This is a genomic window from Enterobacter sp. CFEC122, assembly GCF_052983755.1.
Map to the genome: position 1 here is coordinate 9,023 of NZ_JBRIQR010000051.1, position 17,048 is coordinate 26,070.

Sequence of the window (17,048 nt, forward strand, 5' to 3'; positions counted from 1 at the left end):
AATGAGTTTTATTAAAGAATTTCGCGAATTTGCGATGCGCGGAAACGTGGTGGATTTGGCAGTGGGTGTCATTATTGGTGCAGCATTCGGCAAGATTGTTTCATCATTAGTGGCCGACATTATCATGCCACCTTTAGGGTTGCTAATCGGGGGCATTGATTTCAAACAGTTCGCTTTCACGTTGCGTGAAGCACAGGGTGATGTGCCGGCAGTCGTGATGCACTACGGCGTATTTATTCAGAACGTATTTGATTTCGTGATTGTAGCGTTTGCCATTTTTATGGCTATCAAGCTGATCAATAAACTCAACCGTAAAAAAGAAGAGCCGGCAGCAGCGCCTGCACCGACAAAAGAAGAAGTGCTGCTGAGTGAGATTCGCGATCTGTTAAAAGAGCAGAACAAGCGCGTTTAATCAGAAGCTTAAAGCAGGAAGGCCAGTGGTAAATAAGCGATTCGCTTGTTTGCCACTGGCCTCCCAGTTACCCCGTTTTGCATGCTTGCCTTTACGCAGATAACTTCCTTTCCCTTTTTTATTCTTCTCAACGCGCTGTCTGAATAGCGGGTCATGAAGTAGTGCCTCAATGGCATTGTCTTTAATCTGTCCTTTCGTGTGCTGATAGCGGCTCATAAATTCTCCTGAGCATAGTTTATGTCGACGGGAGTCTAGACCCGGTTGGACTAAAAATCAACAGTCCTCGCTTTCTCCACTGGCCCCCTGTTCAAGGGCTTCCAGAATGGAACAATAAATACTGCTGTGGGCCGTGCCACAACAAGCATCATTCAGCCTTTGCAGAGAGCGCTGCATGGTTTGCAATTCCTGAATGCGTGCTTCAACTTCATCCAACCGGGCCTGCACAATGCTTTTCGACTCCTGACAGGTGTGATGTGCCGGATCGATGCGGATCGATAATAACTCGCGGATCGAATCTAATGTGAAACCGAGCTGACGCGCATACCGAATAAACCGCAGGCGCTGCAGATCGTTATCGGTATAAAGTCGAAAGCCACCTTCAGTACGAACTTCATGATCGATCATCTGCTGCTTTTCGTAATATCGGATGGTATCCGGTGTGACGTTCGCGAGCTTCGCAAGTTCACCGATACGGTACATAACTACTCCTCGTTTATTTTCCGCAACAAGCGTTCACCGTATTCACCGTGCAGAAAATCAGTGTTCATTCCTGCCTGACGCAGTTTAAGTTCAAGCACGGCGAGGCGGCGGCTAAGTTCAGAATGTCGCGGATCGTCCTGACGGATCCCTTTTAGCAGATCGACAAGTTCAACAGCCTCTCTGCGCTGTTCGAGCTCAGGAGGGAGACAGCCTGCATTCTTTAGTAAACGGTATCCCGCGCGTAATTCAGGCGCAATATGCGAGTCATCGTCAAGCATAAGGGGTTCGCCGCGTCCCGGAAGATCGTCGAATTCACCTTTTTTTTGGGCATCACGAATATGGCGTTCTGCCCACTGGTCAAGCAGCCACATTACCCGCTCCAGAGGATGAACAGAATTGATACAGATATTGTAGAGAAGTGGGGATATCGCGGATATAAAAAAACCCGCCGGAGCGGGTTTTTTTACGTTACTGCAGATTACTCTGCAGCAGCTTCTGCTTTCTCTGAACGATCAACCAGCTCGATGTAAGCCATCGGCGCGTTGTCGCCTGCACGGAAGCCACACTTCAGAATGCGAGTGTAACCACCGGCACGGCTCGCGAAACGCGGGCCCAGTTCGTTAAACAGTTTTGCCACGATCTCGTTATCACGAGTACGGGCGAATGCCAGACGACGATTAGCAACGCTGTCAGTCTTGGCAAGAGTAATCAGCGGCTCAACTACGCGACGCAGCTCTTTCGCTTTAGGCAGGGTCGTCTTGATGATCTCATGACGAACCAGTGAACCTGCCATGTTGCGGAACATAGCCTGGCGATGGCTGCTGTTGCGGTTCAGTTGACGACCACTCTTACGATGGCGCATGACCTTATCCTTCTCAGTAAAACCTTAACCTGTGATCCGGTTACTCGTCAGCAATGCTTGCCGGTGGCCAGTTTTCCAGGCGCATGCCCAGAGACAGACCACGTGAAGCCAGCACGTCTTTAATCTCGGTAAGAGATTTTTTACCCAGGTTCGGCGTTTTCAGCAACTCAACCTCGGTACGCTGTACCAGATCACCGATATAGTGGATAGCTTCTGCCTTGAGGCAGTTAGCAGAGCGGACAGTCAATTCGAGATCGTCAACAGGGCGCAGCAGGATCGGATCGAATTCTGGTTTCTCTTCTTTCACTTCCGGCTGACGAACATCACGTAAGTCAACGAAAGCTTCCAGTTGTTCTGCCAGGATGGTTGCCGCACGACGAATCGCCTCTTCAGGATCGATTGTGCCGTTGGTTTCCATTTCGATGACCAGCTTGTCCAGGTCGGTACGCTGTTCTACACGCGCTGCTTCAACATTGTAGGCAATACGCTCTACAGGGCTGTAGCATGCGTCGACCAGCAGACGGCCGATTGGGCGCTCATCTTCTTCCGAATGAATTCGGGCAGAAGCCGGCACATAACCACGACCGCGCTGAACTTTGATACGCATGCTAATAGCTGCGTTCTCATCGGTCAGGTGGCAGATCACGTGCTGCGGCTTGACGATTTCAACATCACCGTCGTGGGTGATGTCGGCTGCAGTCACAGGGCCAATGCCAGATTTATTCAGAGTAAGAATAACTTCATCTTTACCCTGAACTCTCACCGCCAGCCCTTTCAGGTTGAGCAGGATTTCAAGGATATCTTCCTGAACGCCTTCTTTGGTGCTGTACTCATGAAGTACACCATCAATCTCAACCTCGGTCACCGCGCAACCCGGCATCGATGAGAGCAGAATACGGCGCAGTGCGTTACCCAGAGTATGGCCAAAGCCACGCTCTAAAGGCTCAAGGGTCACCTTGGCGTGCGTCGAACTCACTTGCTCGATATCTACCAGGCGCGGTTTTAGAAACTCTGTCACAGAACCCTGCATTGTGTCCTCTCTTTGGTACTAAGCTTTACTTGGAGTAAAGCTCGACGATCAGGTGTTCGTTAATGTCCGCAGACAGATCAGAACGTTCTGGCTGACGCTTGAACGTACCTTCCATCTTGCCAGCATCAACTTCCAGCCAGGTTGGCTTTTCACGCTGCTCAGCCAGCTCCAGAGCGGCCTTCACGCGAGATTGCTTTTTCGCTTTCTCACGAATGCTAACAACGTCATTCGCTTTAACCTGATAAGAAGCGATGTTAACAACACGACCGTTTACCATGATTGCTTTGTGGCTAACCAGCTGACGTGATTCAGCACGAGTAGCGCCGAAGCCCATACGGTATACAACGTTGTCCAGACGACCTTCCAGCAGAGCCAGCAGGTTTTCACCTGTGTTGCCTTTCAGACGTGCTGCTTCTTTATAGTAGTTACGGAACTGACGCTCCAGCACACCGTACATACGGCGAACTTTTTGCTTTTCACGCAACTGCACACCATAGTCAGACAGACGCGGTTTACGCGCACCGTGCTGGCCAGGAGCTTGTTCAATTTTACACTTGGTATCGATCGCGCGAACGCCAGACTTAAGGAATAAGTCGGTGCCCTCACGACGGCTCAGCTTGAGCTTAGGACCCAAATATCTTGCCATTTTCTATCTCCAACTAACCTAAAAAACGAGCGTTATACGCGACGTTTTTTCGGCGGACGACAACCGTTATGAGGGATCGGAGTCACATCAGTAATATTAGTGATGCGGAAACCAGCGGCGTTCAGAGCGCGAACAGTAGATTCACGACCCGGACCCGGACCTTTAACCATAACTTCCAGATTCTTGATGCCGTATTCTTTTACGGCTTCTGCGCAACGCTCTGCTGCAACCTGAGCTGCGAACGGAGTGGATTTGCGAGAACCACGGAAACCGGAACCACCGGCTGTTGCCCAACCCAATGCGTTACCCTGACGATCAGTAATAGTAACGATGGTGTTGTTGAAAGAAGCATGGATATGAGCCACGCCGTCAGAGACTTGTTTTCTTACACGTTTACGTGCACGAACTGGTGCCTTTGCCATTATTCAATCACCCCGATTATTTCTTGATCGGTTTGCGCGGACCCTTACGGGTACGTGCGTTGGTCTTAGTACGCTGACCGCGCACTGGCAGACCACGACGATGACGCAAACCGCGATAGCAACCAAGATCCATCAGGCGCTTGATGCTCATGCTGATTTCACGGCGCAGATCACCTTCAACGACAAATTTGGCAACTTCGTCACGCAGCGTGTCGATTTGTTCTTCAGACAGCTCACTGATCTTAACATCTTCAGCGATACCCGCTGCAGCCAGAATGGCTTTAGAACGGGTCTTGCCGATGCCGTAGATCGAAGTTAATGCGATCACAGCATGTTTCTGATCAGGAATGTTAATGCCTGCTATACGGGCCACTATGCACTCCTACTATTTAATATGTACGCACCATGCTGAAAAGCCCGTTTTCAGGATACTCAAATGGAAACGTACAGACATACAAAAGATTGGCTGGCTAATCTAGCCAGCTCAACCCAACTTTGCAAGAAAAATATGCGAAATAATCAGCCTTGGCGCTGTTTATGCTTCGGCTCGGCACTGCAAATCACACGGATGACACCATCACGCTTAACGATTTTGCAGTTACGGCATAATTTCTTGACGGAAGCACGAACTTTCATTTTTACTCTCCGTAACTTCTCAGGCGACCAATTAGCGGCCGTAGCCTTTCAGGTTCGCCTTCTTCAATGCAGACTCATACTGACTGGACATCATCAGAGTTTGCACTTGAGCCATAAAGTCCATAATCACGACAACAACGATAAGCAGTGAGGTCCCACCGAAGTAGAACGGTACTTTCATTGCATCACGCATGAACTCCGGGATCAGGCAGATAAAAGTAATATAGAGCGCACCAACCAAAGTCAGGCGGGTCATTACTTTATCGATATACTTCGCCGTTTGCTCTCCCGGACGAATTCCTGGTACAAATGCACCGGACTTCTTCAGGTTATCTGCTGTTTCACGCGGGTTGAAGACCAACGCCGTGTAGAAGAAACAGAAGAAGATGATCGCAGACGCATAGAGTAACACATAAAGTGGTTGCCCAGGCTGCAAATACAGCGAAATTGTTGTCAGCCAGTTCCAACCAGTACCGCCCCCGAACCATGACGCGATGGTTGCCGGGAACAGAATAATACTGGAAGCGAAGATAGCCGGGATAACCCCCGCCATGTTCACTTTCAGCGGTAAATGTGTGCTCTGTGCAGCATAGACACGACGACCTTGCTGACGCTTAGCGTAGTTCACCACAATGCGGCGTTGACCACGTTCAACGAAGACAACAAAGAACGTCACTGCAAATACTAATACTGCAACCAACAGCAACAGGAGGAAGTGCAGGTCGCCTTGACGCGCTTGCTCGATAGTGTGGGCGATGGCTGGCGGGAGGCCCGCAACAATACCGGCGAAGATAATGATTGAGATACCGTTACCGATACCACGCTCAGTAATCTGTTCGCCGAGCCACATCAGGAACATTGTCCCTGTGACCAGACTTACAACAGCGGTGAAGTAGAATGCAAAGCCCGGGTTTAACACCAGGCCCTGCATACCAGGCATATTCGGAAGACCGGTAGCAATACCGATCGACTGGAATATTGCCAGCACCAGAGTACCGTAACGGGTGTACTGACTAATCTTACGACGTCCAGACTCCCCTTCTTTCTTCAACTCTGCCAGGGCCGGATGAACGACCGTCAGCAGCTGGATAATAATCGATGCCGAAATGTACGGCATAATACCCAGTGCGAAGATAGAAGCACGGCTGAGAGCACCACCAGAGAACATGTTGAACATTTCAATGATGGTGCCTCGCTGTTGCTCAAGCAGTTTGGCAAGTACAGCGGCATCGATACCAGGGATCGGAATAAAAGAGCCAATACGGAACACAATCAGCGCGCCGATAACAAACAGCAGTCTGCGTTTCAGCTCGCCAAATCCACCTTTGGCACTTTGAAAATCTAATCCCGGTTGCTTAGCCATCTGCTACTTATTCCTCAATTTTACCGCCAGCAGCTTCGATAGCAGCACGAGCACCTTTAGTAACACGCAGGCCACGAACAGTTACCGGAGTAGAAACTTCACCAGCCAGGATCACTTTCGCGAACTCGATCTGGATACCGATAATGTTTGCTGCTTTCAGCGTGTTCAGGTCTACAACGCCGCCTTCAACTTTCGCCAGGTCAGACAGACGGATTTCCGCCGTGATCGCTGCTTTGCGAGAGGTGAAGCCGAACTTCGGCAGACGACGGTACAGTGGCATCTGGCCACCCTCGAAACCGCGACGTACGCCACCGCCAGAACGAGAGTTCTGACCTTTGTGACCACGACCACCGGTTTTGCCGAGGCCAGAACCGATACCACGACCCAGGCGTTTACCCGCCTTTTTAGAGCCTTCGGCCGGAGACAGAGTATTTAAACGCATCTCTTACTCCTCAACTTTAACCATGAAGTAAACCGCGTTGACCATACCACGAACAGCAGGAGTATCCTCGCGCTCAACGGTATGACCAATACGACGCAGACCCAGGCCAAGCAGCGTTGCCTTGTGTTTCGGCAGACGACCGATTGCACTGCGGGTTTGAGTGATTTTAATAGTCTTTGCCATGGTCAATTACCCCAGAATTTCTTCAACGGATTTACCACGCTTGGCAGCGACCATTTCTGGAGAATTCATATTTTCCAGGCCATCAATAGTTGCACGAACCACGTTGATCGGGTTGGTGGAACCATATGCTTTAGCCAGAACGTTATGAACCCCAGCAACTTCCAGAACGGCGCGCATTGCACCACCGGCGATGATACCGGTACCTTCTGAAGCTGGCTGCATGAATACACGAGAACCCGTGTGAACACCTTTAACTGGGTGCTGCAGGGTGCCGTTGTTCAGCGCGACGTTAATCATGTTGCGACGGGCTTTTTCCATCGCTTTCTGGATCGCTGCTGGAACTTCACGCGCTTTACCGTAACCAAAACCAACGCGACCGTTACCATCGCCTACTACAGTCAGAGCTGTGAAGGAGAAAATACGACCACCTTTAACGGTTTTAGATACGCGGTTTACCGCGATCAGCTTTTCCTGCAGTTCGCCAGCCTGTTTTTCGATGTGAGCCATCTTACACCTCTACCTTAGAACTGAAGGCCAGCTTCACGGGCAGCATCTGCCAGTGCCTGGACACGACCATGATATTGGAACCCGGAACGGTCAAAGGAAACATTGCTGATGCCTTTTTCCAGAGCGCGTTCAGCAACAGCTTTACCTACAGCTGCAGCGGCGTCTTTGTTACCGGTGTACTTCAATTGTTCTGAGATAGCTTTTTCTACAGTAGAAGCAGCTACCAGAACTTCAGAACCGTTCGGTGCAATTACCTGTGCGTAAATATGACGCGGGGTACGATGTACCACCAGGCGAGTTGCACCCAGCTCTTTGAGCTTGCGGCGTGCGCGGGTCGCACGACGGATACGAGCAGATTTCTTATCCATAGTGTTACCTTACTTCTTCTTAGCCTCTTTGGTACGCACGACTTCGTCGGCGTAACGAACACCCTTGCCTTTGTAAGGCTCAGGACGACGGTAGGCGCGCAGATCTGCTGCAACCTGACCGATCAGCTGTTTATCAGCGCCTTTCAGCACGATTTCAGTCTGAGTCGGGCATTCTGCAGTGATACCGGCCGGCAGCGGATGCTCAACAGGGTGTGAGAAGCCCAGAGACAGGCCTACTGCATTCCCTTTGATAGCTGCACGATAACCTACACCAACCAGCTGAAGCTTTTTAGTGAAGCCTTCGGTAACACCAACAACCATTGAGTTCAGCAGGGCACGCGCGGTACCAGCCTGAGCCCAACCATCCACGAAACCATCACGTGGACCGAAGGTCAGAGCGTTATCTGCATGTTTAACTTCAACAGCTTTGTTGAGGGTACGAGTCAGCTCGCCGTTTTTACCTTTGATCGTAATAACCTGACCGTCGATTTTTACATCAACGCCGGCAGGAATAACGACCGGTGCTTTAGCAACACGAGACATTCTTTCCTCCGATTAGGCTACGTAGCAGATAATTTCGCCACCAAGACCAGCCTGGCGCGCTGCACGATCAGTCATAACACCTTTAGAGGTAGAAACAACTGCGATACCAAGACCAGCCATAACTTTTGGCAGCTCATCTTTTTTCTTATAGATGCGCAGGCCTGGGCGGCTGACACGCTGAATGCTTTCTACAACAGCTTTACCCTGGAAATACTTGAGAGTAAGTTCCAGTTCCGGCTTGGTGTCGCCTTCAACTTTAAAATCTTCGATAAAACCTTCTTCCTTCAGCACGTTGGCAATTGCCACTTTCAGCTTGGCGGAAGGCATGGTGACCGCAACTTTGTTCGCGGCCTGACCGTTACGGATACGGGTCAGCATATCCGCGATCGGATCTTGCATGCTCATCTGTCTTTACTCCCGTGATTCAATTGGTAATTACCAGCTAGCCTTTTTCAAGCCTGGCACTTCACCGCGCATGGCGGCTTCACGCAGTTTGATACGGCTCAACCCAAACTTGCCCACATAACCATGTGGACGACCTGTTTGACGACAGCGGTTACGCTGACGAGACGGGCTGGAATCACGCGGCAGAGACTGCAGCTTGAGAACCGCATTCCAACGATCTTCGTCGGAAGCGTTCACATCAGAAATGATCGCTTTCAGTTCAGCGCGTTTAGCGAAGAATTTATCAGCTAAAGCTACGCGCTTTACTTCGCGTGCTTTCATTGATTGCTTAGCCATTCAGTAACCCTACCTTACTTGCGGAACGGGAAGTCAAAGGCAGCCAGCAGAGCACGGCCTTCTTCGTCAGATTTCGCAGTAGTGGTAATGGTAATATCCAAACCACGCACGCGGTCGACTTTATCGTAGTCGATTTCTGGGAAGATGATCTGCTCACGGACACCCATGCTGTAGTTACCACGACCGTCGAAAGACTTAGCGGACAAGCCACGGAAGTCACGGATACGTGGAACAGCAATAGTGATCAGGCGCTCAAAGAACTCCCACATGCGTTCGCCACGCAGAGTTACTTTACAGCCGATCGGATAGCCCTGACGGATTTTGAAGCCTGCAACAGATTTGCGTGCTTTGGTGATCAGCGGTTTTTGACCGGAGATTGCTGTCAGGTCAGCTGCTGCGTTATCCAGCAGTTTCTTGTCAGCGATCGCTTCACCAACACCCATGTTCAGGGTGATCTTCTCGACCCGAGGGACTTGCATGACAGAATTGTAGTTAAACTCGGTCATGAGTTTCTTAACTACTTCGTCTTTGTAGTAATCATGCAGTTTCGCCATCGTACTACTCCAAATTACTTGATAGTTTCGCTGTTAGACTTGAAGAAACGGACTTTTTTACCGTCTTCGAATCTAAAGCCTACACGGTCAGCCTTGCCGGTAGCCGCATTGAAGATTGCAACGTTAGAAACCTGAATAGCAGCTTCTTTTTCAACGATGCCACCTGGTTGGTTCAGGGCCGGAACCGGCTTCTGATGTTTCTTAACCAGGTTGATACCTTCAACGACAAGTTTGCCGGAAGACAGAACATTTTTTACTTTACCGCGTTTACCTTTATCTTTACCGGTTAACACGATAACTTCGTCATCACGACGGATTTTCGCTGCCATGATTCGCTCCTTAGAGTACTTCTGGTGCCAGAGAGATAATTTTCATGAACTTCTCAGTACGAAGTTCACGAGTTACCGGCCCAAAGATACGCGTGCCGATAGGCTGCTCGCTGTTATTGTTTAAAATAACGCATGCATTACCATCGAAGCGAATGACAGAACCGTCAGGGCGACGAACACCCTTCTTGGTGCGCACCACTACCGCCTTCAGCACATCACCTTTTTTGACCTTACCACGTGGAATTGCTTCTTTGATGGTGATCTTGATGATGTCGCCTACGCCTGCGTAGCGACGGTGCGAGCCACCCAGAACCTTGATACACATTACGCGACGTGCACCGGAGTTGTCGGCGACGTTCAGCATAGTCTGTTCTTGGATCATTTTAGTGCTCCGCTAATGTCAACTACTACCTGAGACTCTAAAATCAGAGCCGTTAAAAAGCCCCATATCGAGGGCGCGGCATTATAACACCGCTTCTGCAATATGGGTAGAAAAAATAAACGGCTCATCGCTGAGCCGTTTATTCGTATTGAGAAGGCGTACTGTATTACAGAACCGCTTTCTCTACAACGCGAACCAGCGTCCAGGACTTAGTCTTGGACAGTGGACGGCATTCACGGATTTCAACCTTGTCGCCGATACCACATTCGTTGTTCTCGTCATGTACGTGCAGTTTGGTCGTACGCTTGATGAATTTACCGTAGATCGGGTGTTTCACAATACGTTCGATAGCTACAACAATGGATTTCTCCATTTTGTCGCTAACAACACGACCTTGCAGAGTACGGATTTTATCGGTCATTACGCACCCGCCTTCTGAGTCAGTAAAGTCTTAACGCGTGCAACATTGCGACGCACTTGCTTCAGCAGGTGAGTCTGTTGCAGCTGGCCACTTGCAGCCTGCATACGCAGGTTGAACTGCTCACGCAGCAGGTTCAGCAGCTCAGCGTTCAGCTCTTCAACGCTTTTTTCACGCAGCTCTTTTGCTTTCATTACATCACCGTCTTAGTTACAAAGGTGGTTTTGATAGGCAGTTTCGCTGCTGCCAGGCCGAAGGCTTCACGGGCCAGCTCTTCCGGAACACCGTCCATTTCATACAGGACTTTGCCCGGTTGGATCAAGGCAACCCAGTACTCCACGTTACCTTTACCTTTACCCATACGAACTTCCAGCGGCTTCTCGGTGATCGGTTTGTCCGGGAATACACGGATCCAGATCTTACCTTGACGCTTAACTGCACGGGTCATTGCACGACGTGCTGCTTCGATCTGACGTGCAGTCAGACGACCACGGCCAACAGCTTTCAGACCGAAAGTGCCGAAGCTAACATCCGTACCCTGCGCCAGACCACGGTTGCGGCCTTTGTGCACTTTACGGAATTTTGTACGCTTTGGTTGTAACATCAGCGACGCTCCTTATTTACGGCCTTTACGCTGCTGCTTTTTAGGTTGAGCAGCCGGTTTTTCCGGTTGTTCAACAGCAGCCATACCACCCAGGATCTCACCTTTGAAGATCCATACCTTAACGCCGATTACACCGTAAGTGGTGTGCGCTTCAGAGGTGTTGTAGTCGATGTCAGCACGCAGAGTGTGCAGCGGTACGCGACCTTCACGGTACCATTCGGTACGTGCGATTTCCGCGCCGCCCAGACGGCCGCTAACTTCAACTTTGATACCTTTAGCGCCCAGACGCATTGCGTTCTGTACAGCACGCTTCATAGCACGACGGAACATAACACGACGTTCCAGCTGAGAAGTGATGCTGTCAGCAACCAATTTAGCGTCCAGTTCAGGCTTACGAACTTCAGCGATATTGATCTGTGCAGGAACGCCAGCGATATCCGCTACGACCTTGCGCAGTTTTTCTACGTCTTCGCCTTTCTTACCGATAACGATGCCAGGACGAGCAGTGTGAATAGTCACACGGATGCTCTTCGCTGGACGCTCGATAACGATACGAGATACAGACGCTTTAGCCAGTTCCTTAGTCAGGTACTGACGTACTTTAAAATCGCTGTCCAGGTTGTCAGCGAATTCTTTGGTGTTCGCAAACCAGGTAGAGTTCCATGGTTTTACAATACCCAGGCGAATACCATTAGGATGTACTTTCTGACCCATTGCTAGTCTCCAGAGTCTCAGCGATCGGACACAACCACAGTAATGTGGCTGGTGCGCTTCAGGATGCGATCTGCACGACCTTTCGCACGCGGCATAATGCGCTTCATGCTTGGGCCTTCATCTACGAAAATTTTCGCGACTTTCAGATCGTCGATGTCAGCGCCATCGTTGTGTTCAGCGTTAGCAATGGCAGATTCCAGTACTTTCTTGACCAATACCGCAGCTTTCTTGTTGGTATAGGTCAGGATGTCCAGGGCCTGCGACACTTTCTTACCGCGAATCAGGTCAGCAACAAGGCGAACCTTCTGTGCAGAAGAACGAGCATGGCGATGTTGAGCTAAAGTTTCCATCTCTTCCTCCTACCTTATTTCTTCTTCGCTTTTTTATCAGCAGCGTGGCCGCGATAAGTACGAGTCGGTGCGAATTCACCCAGTTTGTGACCAACCATTTCGTCGGTAACAAAGACTGGAACGTGCTGACGACCATTATGGACAGCGATGGTCAAACCGATCATGTTAGGAAAGATCGTTGAACGACGGGACCAAGTGCGCAGGGGCTTCTTGTCTCCGCTTTCCACCGCTTTCTCTACCTTCTTCAGCAAGTGCAGGTCAATAAAAGGACCTTTCTTGAGAGAACGTGGCATGGCTTATCCTCTAAAATTATTTGCTACGGCGACGTACGATAAATTTATCAGTACGCTTGTTGCTGCGGGTCTTCTTACCTTTGGTCTGAACGCCCCACGGAGATACCGGGTGCTTACCAAAGTTACGACCTTCACCACCACCATGTGGGTGGTCGACTGGGTTCATCGCAGTACCGCGAACGGTAGGACGAACACCACGCCAGCGTGCAGCACCTGCTTTACCCAGAACGCGCAGCATATGCTCAGCATTGCCAACTTCGCCCAGAGTAGCGCGGCAGTCTGCTTCGACTTTACGCATTTCACCAGAACGCAGACGCAGGGTGACATAAGCACCATCACGCGCAACGATCTGAACGTAAGTACCCGCGGAACGCGCCAGCTGACCGCCTTTACCTGGTTTCATTTCTACGTTATGAACGGTAGAACCAACCGGGATATTGCGCATCGGCAGGGTGTTGCCTGCTTTGATTGCAGCATCAACGCCAGACTGAATCTGGTCGCCAGCTTTCAGGCCTTTAGGGGCCAGGATGTAACGGCGTTCGCCGTCTTTGTACAGAACCAGCGCGATGTTCGCGGAACGGTTCGGATCGTACTCAAGACGTTCAACAACTGCTGGGATACCGTCTTTGTTGCGTTTGAAGTCAACAATACGATAAGCCTGCTTGTGGCCACCACCGATGTGACGAGTGGTGATACGGCCATTGTTGTTACGACCACCGGATTTGCTGTTTTTTTCCAGCAACGGAGCAAAAGGTTTGCCCTTGTGCAGCTCAGGGTTAACCACTTTAACTACGTGGCGACGACCCGGAGATGTCGGTTTACATTTAACAACTGCCATTGTATTACTCCTCCGACTTACTCAGCGCCGCCAACGAAGTCCAGATTCTGGCCTTCTTTCAGGGTGACGTAAGCTTTTTTCCAGTCGCTACGACGACCGATACGCTGTCCGTGACGTTTAACTTTCCCTTTAACTACCAGGGTGTTAACGACTTCGACTTCGACTTCAAACAGTTTCTGCACAGCAGCTTTGATCTCTGCTTTGGTCGCGTCTTTAGCAACTTTGAGAACGATGGTGTTTGTTTTTTCCATCGCAGTAGACGCTTTTTCAGAAACGTGCGGTGCGCGAAGCACCTTCAGCAGACGTTCTTCACGAATCATGCCAGCATCTCCTCAACTTGCTTAACAGCATCAGCAGTCATTACGACTTTGTCGAAGGCGATCAGGCTAACCGGGTCGATACCAGTCGCATCGCGTACGTCAACCTTGTGCAGGTTACGTGCGGCCAGGAACAGGTTCTCGTCCAGCTCACCGGTGATGATCAGCACATCTTCCAGAGCCATGTCTTTCAGTTTCTGTGCCAGCAGCTTAGTTTTAGGCGCTTCAACAGAGAACTTCTCGACAACGATCAGACGATCCTGACGTACCAGTTCGGACAGGATGCTCTTCAGCGCGCCGCGGTACATCTTTTTGTTAACTTTTTGACTGTGGTCCTGTGGACGCGCAGCGAAGGTCACGCCACCTGAACGCCAGATCGGGCTCTTGATAGAACCTGAACGCGCACGGCCGGTACCTTTCTGGCGCCATGGCTTTTTGCCAGAACCAGTTACTTCAGCACGAGTCTTCTGAGCACGAGTACCCTGACGAGCACCAGCTGCATAAGCAACAACAACCTGGTGAACCAGCGCTTCGTTGAAATCACGACCGAAGGTAGTTTCGGAAACAGTCAGCGCGCTCTGCGCGTCTTTCAATACTAATTCCATTGCTATCCCCTTACGCCTTCACAGCTGGTTTAACGATCAGGTCGCTACCGGTTGCACCCGGGACCGCACCTTTAACCAGCAGCAGGTTGCGCTCAGCGTCAACACGTACTACGTCCAGGCTCTGAACGGTTACACGTTCGTTACCCAGCTGACCTGCCATTTTCTTGCCTTTGAACACTTTGCCCGGAGTCTGGTTCTGACCGATAGAACCCGGAACGCGGTGAGACAAGGAGTTACCGTGGGTAGCGTCCTGGGTACGGAAGTTCCAGCGCTTAACGGTACCAGCAAAACCTTTACCTTTAGAGGTACCGGTTACGTCAACTTTTTTAACGTCAGCAAACAGCTCAACGCTAATGTCCTGACCTACGGTGAACTCTTCGCCTTCAGCAAGACGGAATTCCCACAGACCACGGCCAGCTTCTACGCCAGCTTTAGCGAAGTGACCCGCTTCTGGTTTGGTTACACGGTTAGCTTTTTTAGCACCAGTGGTAACCTGAATAGCGCGGTAGCCATCGTTAGCCAGATCTTTAACCTGAGTAACGCGGTTTGCTTCAACTTCGATTACGGTTACTGGGATAGAAACGCCATCTTCAGTGAAGATGCGGGTCATACCCACTTTTTTACCGACTAAACCAATCATTGTTTCAACCTCTCAATCGCTCGATGACCTGATTAACCCAGGCTGATCTGCACGTCTACACCGGCAGCCAGATCCAGACGCATCAGAGCATCAACGGTTTTCTCAGTTGGCTCAACGATGTCAACCAGACGCTTGTGAGTGCGGATTTCGTACTGATCGCGCGCGTCTTTGTTAACGTGCGGAGAGATCAGAACGGTGAAGCGCTCTTTGCGGGTCGGCAGCGGGATCGGACCACGGACTTGCGCACCAGTGCGCTTAGCAGTCTCGACGATTTCCGCGGTTGATTGATCGATCAGACGATGATCAAACGCTTTAAGGCGGATACGGATTCTTTGGTTCTGCATGAGACCAGAGCTCCAATTATTTTATAAACGAAAATGATTACTCCTCAAACCCATTACGATTGATGGGAGAGTGTAACCGTTCTTACGTAGCTCCCCAATTGGGAGCATTGTTGAGTAACAAAATGAGCTACTCTGGTTCTGATTGAACCCGCCGTCAATTACGACAAGCCCGCGCATTATACGTAAATCTGGGCAAGACGCAAGTACCGTTTAGAAATTAAGCGCCAATGTCGCAGGGTGCGTAAGAGCGCGCAACGTTTCATGCAATGTATTCTGTGTCGATGCTTTGTTTCGAGCCGCTACGCATCTCCGTTTTTTGTGCATTGCCGGACCGGCCGATTATAACGACTATGCGCTCAAACCCGTTTGAGGCCTTTTACATGCTAACCACCCTCCCCTTTCTGCTGATCTATCTTTCACTGACAGCCTTACTTGTAAATGCCGATATTCGCTACGGTCTACTTCCCGATAAATTTCTCTGCCCGCTGCTATGGGCGGGGCTGCTCTTCCAGCTTTGTATCCAACCTGATTTTCTGCCGAGTGCTGTGGCGGGTGCGATGGCCGGATATATTGCCTTTGCCGTTATTTACTGGGGCTATTGGTTTATCTGCCGGCGTGAAGGGATGGGATATGGCGATGTGAAGTACCTGGCGGCGCTTGGTGCATGGCATGGCTGGTGCGTACTGCCTGCGCTGGCGTTGCTCGCGGCGCTGATGGCGCTTCTTTGTATTCTTGTTTTTTCGGTAATCCGCCCTGATAAGAAGGCAATAAAAAACCCGCTGCCTTTTGGGCCATTTCTGGCAGCAGCGGGTTTATGCGTAGGGTGGAAGACGTTGGTTATTCTTCCACTTTAATCTGTGACTGAAGATAGTTTTGCAGGCCGATTTTAGCAATGAGATCCAGCTCTGTTTCCAGCCAGTCAATATGCCCTTCTTCATCGGCCAAGATCTGAATCATCATATCTCGGCTGACGTAGTCATGTACGCTGTCAGCATAGGCAATGGCTTCACGGAGATCTTTGGCACCTTCAAGTTCTAGCATGAGGTCGGAACGCAGCATCTCTTCGACATCTTCTCCGATGCCCAGCTTGCCGAGATCCTGCAGGTTTGGAATGCCTTCAAGGAATAAAATACGCTCGATGTATTTATCAGCGTGTTTCATCTCATCGATAGATTCATGGTACTCAACGTCGTTTAAACGTTTGAGTCCCCAGTTTTTGAACATTCTCGCGTGAAGAAAGTACTGGTTGATTGCGACAAGCTCATTTCCCAATAATTTATTGAGATAACTTATGATTTTAACATCACCTTTCATTATAAAGTCCCTCCGCTTCCACTCATTGAAGCGTAGATCGGGCTACAGGGATGTCAAAAAAAAGATGGGCGCTTAGGCGATCTCTTTGTATTCCGGGATCTGCATCAGTTCGTCCTGCATGATTTCTCGCGCAGCACGTACACATTTACCGCATTGATTTCCCACCGGAACAAATTTGCGAAGCTGCTGGAATGACTGGGGCTGAAACTGGCGAACGGCCTGACGTATTTTTTTGTCGCTTACACCATTACATAAACAAACGTACATAGAAACTCCCGTTCAAATTATGCGCAAAGTGTAAGTGAGAATGGTTATGATTACAATAGCACAAACGCCAGAATGCGGGGCGGGAGCAGGCAAAAAATGCGAAATTTTGTGACAACGCCTGAGCGGCAGAAAACAAAAAAGGACGCCGAAGCGTCCTTTTTTTATTCGGGGATAATTAATTAGCCCAGAACTTTAGCAACAACGCCCGCGCCAACGGTACGGCCG

The 17,048-nt window shown here is 50.2% G+C and carries 35 protein-coding genes; 2 read left to right on the top strand and 33 right to left on the bottom strand.

Annotated features, from left to right (window positions below; translation table 11 throughout):
• The first annotated feature begins 1 nt into the window (after nucleotide 1).
• Nucleotides 2-412 (top strand): large-conductance mechanosensitive channel protein MscL, encoded by a 411-nt coding sequence (gene mscL / locus ACVCAM_RS23520; RefSeq protein WP_008503483.1) that lies wholly within the window; start codon nucleotides 2-4, stop codon nucleotides 410-412.
• Here mscL and ACVCAM_RS23525 read toward each other — a convergent pair whose 3' ends face one another.
• The 31 genes from ACVCAM_RS23525 to rpsJ all read right to left on the bottom strand — a co-directional run bounded on the left by ACVCAM_RS23525 (nucleotide 413) and on the right by rpsJ (nucleotide 15,242).
• Nucleotides 413-628 (bottom strand): alternative ribosome-rescue factor A, encoded by a 216-nt coding sequence (locus ACVCAM_RS23525; protein WP_021242973.1) that lies wholly within the window; start codon nucleotides 626-628, stop codon nucleotides 413-415.
• Nucleotides 629-685: 57 nt separating this feature from the next.
• Entirely contained in the window at nucleotides 686-1,111 is a 426-nt protein-coding gene (gene zntR / locus ACVCAM_RS23530) for a Zn(2+)-responsive transcriptional regulator (RefSeq protein WP_025912243.1), read from the bottom strand.
• A gap of 2 nt (nucleotides 1,112-1,113) precedes the next feature.
• Entirely contained in the window at nucleotides 1,114-1,482 is a 369-nt protein-coding gene (locus ACVCAM_RS23535; RefSeq protein ID WP_021242971.1) for a DnaJ family domain-containing protein, read from the bottom strand.
• A gap of 107 nt (nucleotides 1,483-1,589) precedes the next feature.
• Nucleotides 1,590-1,973, bottom strand: a complete 384-nt coding sequence (gene rplQ / locus ACVCAM_RS23540; protein ID WP_001216368.1) for a 50S ribosomal protein L17 — start codon at nucleotides 1,971-1,973, stop codon at nucleotides 1,590-1,592.
• A 40-nt stretch (nucleotides 1,974-2,013) separates the two neighbouring features.
• Nucleotides 2,014-3,003 carry a DNA-directed RNA polymerase subunit alpha gene (locus tag ACVCAM_RS23545; RefSeq protein ID WP_002919219.1) on the bottom strand — a complete coding sequence of 330 codons (990 nt, stop codon included), beginning with the start codon at nucleotides 3,001-3,003 and terminating at the stop codon, nucleotides 2,014-2,016.
• 25 nt (nucleotides 3,004-3,028) lie between these two features.
• On the bottom strand, nucleotides 3,029-3,649 hold the full coding sequence (rpsD, locus tag ACVCAM_RS23550; protein ID WP_004868345.1) for a 30S ribosomal protein S4: 621 nt from the start codon (nucleotides 3,647-3,649) through the stop codon (nucleotides 3,029-3,031).
• A 32-nt stretch (nucleotides 3,650-3,681) separates the two neighbouring features.
• Nucleotides 3,682-4,071, bottom strand: coding sequence for a 30S ribosomal protein S11 (rpsK, locus tag ACVCAM_RS23555; protein WP_003863312.1), 390 nt, complete (start codon nucleotides 4,069-4,071; stop codon nucleotides 3,682-3,684).
• A 16-nt stretch (nucleotides 4,072-4,087) separates the two neighbouring features.
• Nucleotides 4,088-4,444 (bottom strand): 30S ribosomal protein S13, encoded by a 357-nt coding sequence (gene rpsM / locus ACVCAM_RS23560; protein WP_008503488.1) that lies wholly within the window; start codon nucleotides 4,442-4,444, stop codon nucleotides 4,088-4,090.
• Between the two features lie 146 nt (nucleotides 4,445-4,590).
• Nucleotides 4,591-4,707 (bottom strand): 50S ribosomal protein L36, encoded by a 117-nt coding sequence (gene rpmJ / locus ACVCAM_RS23565; RefSeq protein WP_000868187.1) that lies wholly within the window; start codon nucleotides 4,705-4,707, stop codon nucleotides 4,591-4,593.
• 31 nt (nucleotides 4,708-4,738) lie between these two features.
• On the bottom strand, nucleotides 4,739-6,070 hold the full coding sequence (gene secY / locus ACVCAM_RS23570) for a preprotein translocase subunit SecY (protein ID WP_003863305.1): 1,332 nt from the start codon (nucleotides 6,068-6,070) through the stop codon (nucleotides 4,739-4,741).
• Between the two features lie 7 nt (nucleotides 6,071-6,077).
• Complete coding sequence (gene rplO, locus ACVCAM_RS23575; RefSeq protein ID WP_003863304.1) at nucleotides 6,078-6,512, bottom strand: 50S ribosomal protein L15; 435 nt, start codon at nucleotides 6,510-6,512, stop codon at nucleotides 6,078-6,080.
• 3 nt (nucleotides 6,513-6,515) lie between these two features.
• Entirely contained in the window at nucleotides 6,516-6,695 is a 180-nt protein-coding gene (gene rpmD, locus ACVCAM_RS23580) for a 50S ribosomal protein L30 (RefSeq protein WP_003863301.1), read from the bottom strand.
• Nucleotides 6,696-6,701: 6 nt separating this feature from the next.
• Nucleotides 6,702-7,202 carry a 30S ribosomal protein S5 gene (gene rpsE / locus ACVCAM_RS23585; protein WP_003863299.1) on the bottom strand — a complete coding sequence of 167 codons (501 nt, stop codon included), beginning with the start codon at nucleotides 7,200-7,202 and terminating at the stop codon, nucleotides 6,702-6,704.
• A 14-nt stretch (nucleotides 7,203-7,216) separates the two neighbouring features.
• Nucleotides 7,217-7,570, bottom strand: coding sequence for a 50S ribosomal protein L18 (gene rplR / locus ACVCAM_RS23590; protein WP_003863297.1), 354 nt, complete (start codon nucleotides 7,568-7,570; stop codon nucleotides 7,217-7,219).
• Between the two features lie 9 nt (nucleotides 7,571-7,579).
• Nucleotides 7,580-8,113 (bottom strand): 50S ribosomal protein L6, encoded by a 534-nt coding sequence (rplF, locus tag ACVCAM_RS23595; protein WP_003863296.1) that lies wholly within the window; start codon nucleotides 8,111-8,113, stop codon nucleotides 7,580-7,582.
• A 12-nt stretch (nucleotides 8,114-8,125) separates the two neighbouring features.
• A complete protein-coding gene (gene rpsH / locus ACVCAM_RS23600; RefSeq protein WP_006178918.1) occupies nucleotides 8,126-8,518 on the bottom strand; it encodes a 30S ribosomal protein S8 in 393 nt (130 codons plus the stop codon).
• Between the two features lie 30 nt (nucleotides 8,519-8,548).
• Complete coding sequence (gene rpsN / locus ACVCAM_RS23605; protein ID WP_003863291.1) at nucleotides 8,549-8,854, bottom strand: 30S ribosomal protein S14; 306 nt, start codon at nucleotides 8,852-8,854, stop codon at nucleotides 8,549-8,551.
• Nucleotides 8,855-8,868: 14 nt separating this feature from the next.
• The gene (gene rplE, locus ACVCAM_RS23610) at nucleotides 8,869-9,408 is read right to left on the bottom strand and encodes a 50S ribosomal protein L5 (RefSeq protein WP_001096202.1); all 540 of its coding nucleotides are present in this window, start codon (nucleotides 9,406-9,408) and stop codon (nucleotides 8,869-8,871) included.
• 14 nt (nucleotides 9,409-9,422) lie between these two features.
• Nucleotides 9,423-9,737 (bottom strand): 50S ribosomal protein L24, encoded by a 315-nt coding sequence (gene rplX / locus ACVCAM_RS23615; protein ID WP_003863287.1) that lies wholly within the window; start codon nucleotides 9,735-9,737, stop codon nucleotides 9,423-9,425.
• Between the two features lie 10 nt (nucleotides 9,738-9,747).
• A complete protein-coding gene (gene rplN, locus ACVCAM_RS23620) occupies nucleotides 9,748-10,119 on the bottom strand; it encodes a 50S ribosomal protein L14 (RefSeq protein ID WP_002919748.1) in 372 nt (123 codons plus the stop codon).
• A gap of 166 nt (nucleotides 10,120-10,285) precedes the next feature.
• Nucleotides 10,286-10,540 carry a 30S ribosomal protein S17 gene (gene rpsQ, locus ACVCAM_RS23625; RefSeq protein WP_008503489.1) on the bottom strand — a complete coding sequence of 85 codons (255 nt, stop codon included), beginning with the start codon at nucleotides 10,538-10,540 and terminating at the stop codon, nucleotides 10,286-10,288.
• Nucleotides 10,540-10,731: a 50S ribosomal protein L29 gene (rpmC, locus tag ACVCAM_RS23630; RefSeq protein ID WP_003863282.1), complete on the bottom strand. Its 192-nt coding sequence runs from the start codon at nucleotides 10,729-10,731 to the stop codon at nucleotides 10,540-10,542. Before rpmC ends, rpsQ begins: the two co-directional genes overlap by 1 nt.
• Nucleotides 10,731-11,141 (bottom strand): 50S ribosomal protein L16, encoded by a 411-nt coding sequence (gene rplP, locus ACVCAM_RS23635; RefSeq protein WP_002919759.1) that lies wholly within the window; start codon nucleotides 11,139-11,141, stop codon nucleotides 10,731-10,733. Before rplP ends, rpmC begins: the two co-directional genes overlap by 1 nt.
• Nucleotides 11,142-11,153: 12 nt before the next feature.
• On the bottom strand, nucleotides 11,154-11,855 hold the full coding sequence (rpsC, locus tag ACVCAM_RS23640) for a 30S ribosomal protein S3 (RefSeq protein WP_000529945.1): 702 nt from the start codon (nucleotides 11,853-11,855) through the stop codon (nucleotides 11,154-11,156).
• Between the two features lie 17 nt (nucleotides 11,856-11,872).
• Nucleotides 11,873-12,205, bottom strand: coding sequence for a 50S ribosomal protein L22 (rplV, locus tag ACVCAM_RS23645; protein WP_002919773.1), 333 nt, complete (start codon nucleotides 12,203-12,205; stop codon nucleotides 11,873-11,875).
• 14 nt (nucleotides 12,206-12,219) lie between these two features.
• Nucleotides 12,220-12,498, bottom strand: a complete 279-nt coding sequence (rpsS, locus tag ACVCAM_RS23650) for a 30S ribosomal protein S19 (RefSeq protein WP_001138117.1) — start codon at nucleotides 12,496-12,498, stop codon at nucleotides 12,220-12,222.
• 16 nt (nucleotides 12,499-12,514) lie between these two features.
• Nucleotides 12,515-13,336 carry a 50S ribosomal protein L2 gene (gene rplB / locus ACVCAM_RS23655; RefSeq protein ID WP_008457150.1) on the bottom strand — a complete coding sequence of 274 codons (822 nt, stop codon included), beginning with the start codon at nucleotides 13,334-13,336 and terminating at the stop codon, nucleotides 12,515-12,517.
• 17 nt (nucleotides 13,337-13,353) lie between these two features.
• Nucleotides 13,354-13,656 carry a 50S ribosomal protein L23 gene (rplW, locus tag ACVCAM_RS23660; protein ID WP_000617546.1) on the bottom strand — a complete coding sequence of 101 codons (303 nt, stop codon included), beginning with the start codon at nucleotides 13,654-13,656 and terminating at the stop codon, nucleotides 13,354-13,356.
• On the bottom strand, nucleotides 13,653-14,258 hold the full coding sequence (gene rplD, locus ACVCAM_RS23665; protein WP_000424395.1) for a 50S ribosomal protein L4: 606 nt from the start codon (nucleotides 14,256-14,258) through the stop codon (nucleotides 13,653-13,655). The genes rplW and rplD overlap by 4 nt, the downstream gene beginning before the upstream one ends.
• Nucleotides 14,259-14,268: 10 nt before the next feature.
• A complete protein-coding gene (rplC, locus tag ACVCAM_RS23670) occupies nucleotides 14,269-14,898 on the bottom strand; it encodes a 50S ribosomal protein L3 (protein WP_003863274.1) in 630 nt (209 codons plus the stop codon).
• Nucleotides 14,899-14,930: 32 nt separating this feature from the next.
• Nucleotides 14,931-15,242 (bottom strand): 30S ribosomal protein S10, encoded by a 312-nt coding sequence (rpsJ, locus tag ACVCAM_RS23675; RefSeq protein ID WP_001181005.1) that lies wholly within the window; start codon nucleotides 15,240-15,242, stop codon nucleotides 14,931-14,933.
• Between the two features lie 380 nt (nucleotides 15,243-15,622).
• Here rpsJ and ACVCAM_RS23680 point away from each other — a divergent pair, with 380 nt between their 5' ends.
• Nucleotides 15,623-16,096 (top strand): prepilin peptidase, encoded by a 474-nt coding sequence (locus tag ACVCAM_RS23680; RefSeq protein WP_021242968.1) that lies wholly within the window; start codon nucleotides 15,623-15,625, stop codon nucleotides 16,094-16,096.
• Here the strand turns inward: ACVCAM_RS23680 and bfr are convergent.
• The gene (bfr, locus tag ACVCAM_RS23685) at nucleotides 16,080-16,556 is read right to left on the bottom strand and encodes a bacterioferritin (RefSeq protein WP_025912242.1); all 477 of its coding nucleotides are present in this window, start codon (nucleotides 16,554-16,556) and stop codon (nucleotides 16,080-16,082) included. The genes ACVCAM_RS23680 and bfr overlap by 17 nt on opposite strands.
• 72 nt (nucleotides 16,557-16,628) lie before the next feature.
• Nucleotides 16,629-16,823, bottom strand: coding sequence for a bacterioferritin-associated ferredoxin (bfd, locus tag ACVCAM_RS23690; RefSeq protein WP_008503493.1), 195 nt, complete (start codon nucleotides 16,821-16,823; stop codon nucleotides 16,629-16,631).
• Between the last annotated feature and the right edge of the window lie 225 nt (nucleotides 16,824-17,048).